Here is a 4,354-nt window from a genome sequence, read left to right on the forward strand (position 1 = left end):
TAGACTCGGATTCCTCCGGGCGTCTTCGGCAGACAAGGACGACGGAGGAGGCCAGGGCATTGGTGCCTTTTGCAAGAATCCTGCCCGAGCCCTCTGTACGTACAGGCCATGTCCCATCAATGGAGAAGCCAGCCTGAATTACGGCCTCCAAGAAGGTCTCCCATCCGGTATTTGTGGTACTGCCTTCCTTTGTTTCCGACTGCTTGAAGGCGTAGTAGATGGAGACGGGAAAGGCCGGGTGGGCCTGCTCAGCCAGGTTGTGCAGGGCCTTTTTCATACCCTCAAGAAAAAACCCCTCGGCTTTTTCCTTGCTGCCGTGACGGTAGGGCGTGGCCACCAGCTCTTCCGCCTTGGGCACGGCCAGTGTGGCAAACAGGCTGGGATAAATGAGCTTCAGGCTGCTGCGGAGCCAAACATAGAAGAAATCTGAAAGGTCAGCGTAGCCAATGTTGTCGTAATAAGGAGGGTCTGTAGAGATTACCTTACTAGCGCTTAATTTTTGGGTTCCAGCATCTTGTTGGCTTGCCCTTCCTTGTGCATTGGTTGGAAGGAATGCCACAGCCATTCTTCCCTTATCTATCGCTGTGGAGAAGTTACCTCCGGAGTTGCTTAACGGGTTAGATTCTGCAAAGTCCCACACCATAGGGATTGCTTGTCGGGCAAAGGTTTCGCGGAAAGCACCTCTATCACTCATCCATGATGTGATCGTTGACCACAAATTAGCCCCTTTATCTAACGCAAACGCCAAATACACCACCACCGCATCGCCATAGGCGGTGCCGCCGGCGTCGAGTCCCTGGCCGTCATCGTCCCAGCCGGATTTGCAGGCGTCTTCGATGACCTTTTCGCGGGCCTCCTGTACCAGATCGGAGAAGGTGGTCAGCGCCACCAGTTGGCGGGGGGTGAAGAGGTCGCCGTAGATTGTCATCCCATACATTGGTGGCGAAAACCAACGCGGGTTTGCCGGCATCTCCACTTCTGGCTTCCATTCTGGGCGCGCTTGACTGGCGATGTCTTCGTATTTCTCTGTGGGTGCAAGGTACACTCGGCCACGATTTCCTTCAGCCACAATAGCCATCAGTCGTTGGCCCATGTGACCTGCCCGGGCTTCGGCATAGATGTACTTCGGCTCAATCGGACTCCCTGAAAGCAGGCAGCTAAAGCTGGCTCCACGGCCCAGCTTGGTGCCCTTCTTCGCCTCCACCGGCGGCTTGCCCACCCGCACCACGAAGCGGTAGCTGTCACCCTCTATGACCGGCTCCACCCAGGCCTCCTTGCCCTTCTTGCTGGAGAGCACGAAGCTGGAGACCAGCGGCACATCCACATGAGAGAAGGCCGGATTGGAGCTTTTCACGGTACGTGCCCAGAGCCAGGCGATGACGGTCAGCTCCTGCCCTTCGTATTGCTTGAGGTCGGGCCGCTCGGCGACCATTTCCTTCGTGATCTTCACCTTCGGATAAAGGTGGTCGATGCGCTTTTCTGCCTCTTCGCGCATCCAGTGGCCGTAGCGGCGCACATCTTCGGCAAGTCCCGTGGCGCCGGGCCAGTCGTCGGTCAGTCGCCCCCCTCCCTTGCCCTCCCCCCGCCGGGGGGAGGGTTGGGTGGGGGAAATCGGTCCCACCGGCGCGCGGCCGGCGAATCTGGGCGGGATCTCGATCATGGCCTTGTTGATCATCACCGCCACCGGGTTGAGGTCGGAGGCCCATGCTTCCAGCCCCAGCCGCTGCGCTTCCAGAGGGATGGCGCCGCCGCCGGCGAAGGGATCATGGAAGGCGGGCAGCTTGTCCGGGTTGAACAGCTCGGCGGCCTGGGGGTGATCCCTGTTCAGCTCGCAGACCTCGCGCCAGCTCTCGCGGATCTCGGCGCGGGCACGCTCCAGCACTTCTTCGTTGTTGGTGTTTTCCCACTTGACCAGTTCGCGGATGATGTCAAACAGCTTCTCGCGCCGCTTGGCAGCCTCTTCCTTGTTGACGCCATACCTGAACCCGCCGCCCTGTTGGTAACCGGGGTCGTTGACCATCTGCGCAAACAGCACCGCCCGCGCCGCGGCCAGCGGCCGCCGCGCCCACCACAGGTGCAGGGTGCTGGGGTGCCCGTGGCGGATGGACTTCTCCCTTGCGGCATTACGGTTGATGTCATCCAGCGGCAGGGCGACTTCGATGAGTTTTTTGGGAGATTTAACGTTCGTCATAGATTATTCCGTGTTTTCGTTTGATGGCTCATCCCTGAAATCGTCCATCAATCTCAGGCAGTAGTTAATGCCAGAAATAACAGTATCCATTTCAGTCAAAGATGCTTCTACATTATTGTGTGCAAACCTATTCCTAACTAATCCAAACATTCCGGCAAATAGGTCTCGGTGAGCCTGCTTTTCGCTTGGATGCATATAGTTAAAATACTCAGAGTTGCTTCCAAACAATTTATTGATCAGGTCAACACCATCCATATCTCTAGGAAGTCCATATTTATCGCATATCCTGTCTTTTAGAATTACAAAAGCTTTTCTGATCGCTGAATCAAACTGCCCAGTTTTAATAAGAACTCGTATCTCGTTGCGAAGGTCAGCATCAACGTAGGAAAGATTATTGGCCCATTCGCGTATTTGCTCTTCGCCTGTCGGCAAGTCGTGTTCGATGATGTCTATAATGTCCTGGGAACAGGAGCTTATGTCATTCCTTTCTAGGTAGTGAATCATAAAGTGGACATGTCTACCTGCATTGCCCAAAGAGCAGCCTTCTGGGATGATTGAGTACAAATATTTAATTCTCTTTTCCAAGCCTCTCGCATCTAGTAATAGATCCTCGGCAGAACGACCTTGATCAAATTTTTCTTTAATGATTTTGGCGTACTCACGAACAGAGTCGATTTCGCCAAGTATTTCCTCGATATAGATCAACATTCACTTTGGCCAATTGTGTCTTCCGGGTTGACTGCTAACGACATCAGGTCTTTCAATTCATAATTGATACTAGCCACCCCGAAACCCGGTTCTACGCTGAATGGGTTGCGGATATAGTACGGTCCCTCGTAGTCATCGCCATCGACGATGACAATGGCCAGGATGAATTTGTCCGCCTGGTTGAGGGCATAGAGAATCTCATTGCGGCTGACGGTGATGGTGGTCTGGCCGCGGGCTCTGCCCTTGACTTCGATGTGGCGGTCGGACTTGAGGGAGCCGTCTGGGTTGGGCTTGGGGCGGGCGGTGATGTCCCAACCGCATTTCTCCGCAGAGACATCCCAGACTTCATGGCCTAGACTACGCTCTACTTCTGTGACCGCCTGCATGGCGATCTGCTCGATGTGGGATCGTGCTTCGGCATCGGCGGTGAAGGTCCCCTCACCCTTGCGCTGAGCCAGAAGTCCCTGTGGAATGACCAGTGCGCCACCGATGACCACGGGGGTGCTGGATACCACGTTTTTCATGGCCTCCAGCTCCCTTTTGCGTTGAGCCAGGCGTTCGGTGAGTTCGTCCACTCGGCGGCGGGCCATTTCAGGCTGCATGCGGGGCTGCTTGCCGGCGGCGACATCTTCACTGAGCTTGATGTAGCGGTCAGACCAGTAGTTGATCTCCTTGACCAGGCGGTCGTTGACCGCCGCCAGTGTCTTGTCAGCCTGACGTTCACGACGAAGTTTAACTTCCTGATAGTGATCTGGAACCAGATGCTGGGATGCATGATGGAGTGCTTGTCCTTCAAGGTTGTTACTGATCCATGGTGATTGCAAAATATCGCTGACGAGTGATTTGTCATTGGCATCAATGGGTTGAAGATCAAGATGGGGGGCCCATCCGGCGAAGGTTGTATTGCCATGCTGGTCGATGGCCACGAACTGGAGGCGGCGTGACACGGTGCGGGGATTGTCTGCGCTGCTTTCCCGCACCTCGTGATCGATCATGAACAGGATGCGAGGTTCGATTCCGTCGTCGTTGGGATCGACCAGGACCGCCCCCTGTTTCAACTTGGCGCGGTGGGCTGAGAGGATCAGGTCGGTGGTGGCATTCATCAGCGGATGGGCCGGATGAACCAGGTCAGCCATGGGCTTGCCGTGGATGCGGACCTTGTCCTTCTCGAAGCAGATGCGCTCATATTTCTTGAGCACGGGGGTGCGGGTCTCGCCGATGACCCGGTCGCGCTCCCGGATGGCGGCTGGCACGTGTCGGATCTCGAACCGGCCCGGCTCGCGGGGGCGCATTTCGCCGCCCAGCGTCTGGAAGGCCTCCGTGAAGAAGGCGCGGATGAAATAGGGCTGCAGCTTGCGCGCCTCGGCCTTTTCCATCTCCTCCTTGACTGCATAGAGGTTCTCCAGCGTCATGTGCTGGTCCACCAGGGCGTTACGGTGGATGATCTCTTTGAGG

General features: G+C 56.1%; 3 protein-coding genes. All 3 read right to left on the reverse strand.

The annotated features are described in order from the left end of the window. The coding region (locus ACOCD2_RS13270; protein WP_419589506.1) for a DUF1156 domain-containing protein at positions 1–2,191 on the reverse strand (2,191 nt) is incomplete at its 3' end. Between the two features lie 3 nt (positions 2,192–2,194). Continuing rightward, positions 2,195–2,899 carry a TIGR02391 family protein gene (locus ACOCD2_RS13275; RefSeq protein WP_293645329.1) on the reverse strand — a complete coding sequence of 235 codons (705 nt, stop codon included), beginning with the start codon at positions 2,897–2,899 and terminating at the stop codon, positions 2,195–2,197. After that, positions 2,893–4,354, reverse strand: a 1,462-nt coding sequence (locus tag ACOCD2_RS13280; RefSeq protein ID WP_419625730.1) for a DUF3883 domain-containing protein, incomplete at its 5' end; no start/stop codon positions are given. The genes ACOCD2_RS13275 and ACOCD2_RS13280, both read right to left, overlap by 7 nt.

It is taken from the genome of Thiolapillus sp., assembly GCF_048562965.1.
GTDB classification, from domain to species: domain Bacteria; phylum Pseudomonadota; class Gammaproteobacteria; order Chromatiales; family Chromatiaceae; genus Thiolapillus; species Thiolapillus brandeum_A.

Excerpts from the sequence above, each read along its gene's own strand:
- ACOCD2_RS13275 (WP_293645329.1), bottom strand. The coding sequence starts at position 2,899 with ATGTTGATCTATATCGAGGAAATACTTGGCGAAATCGACTCTGTTCGT.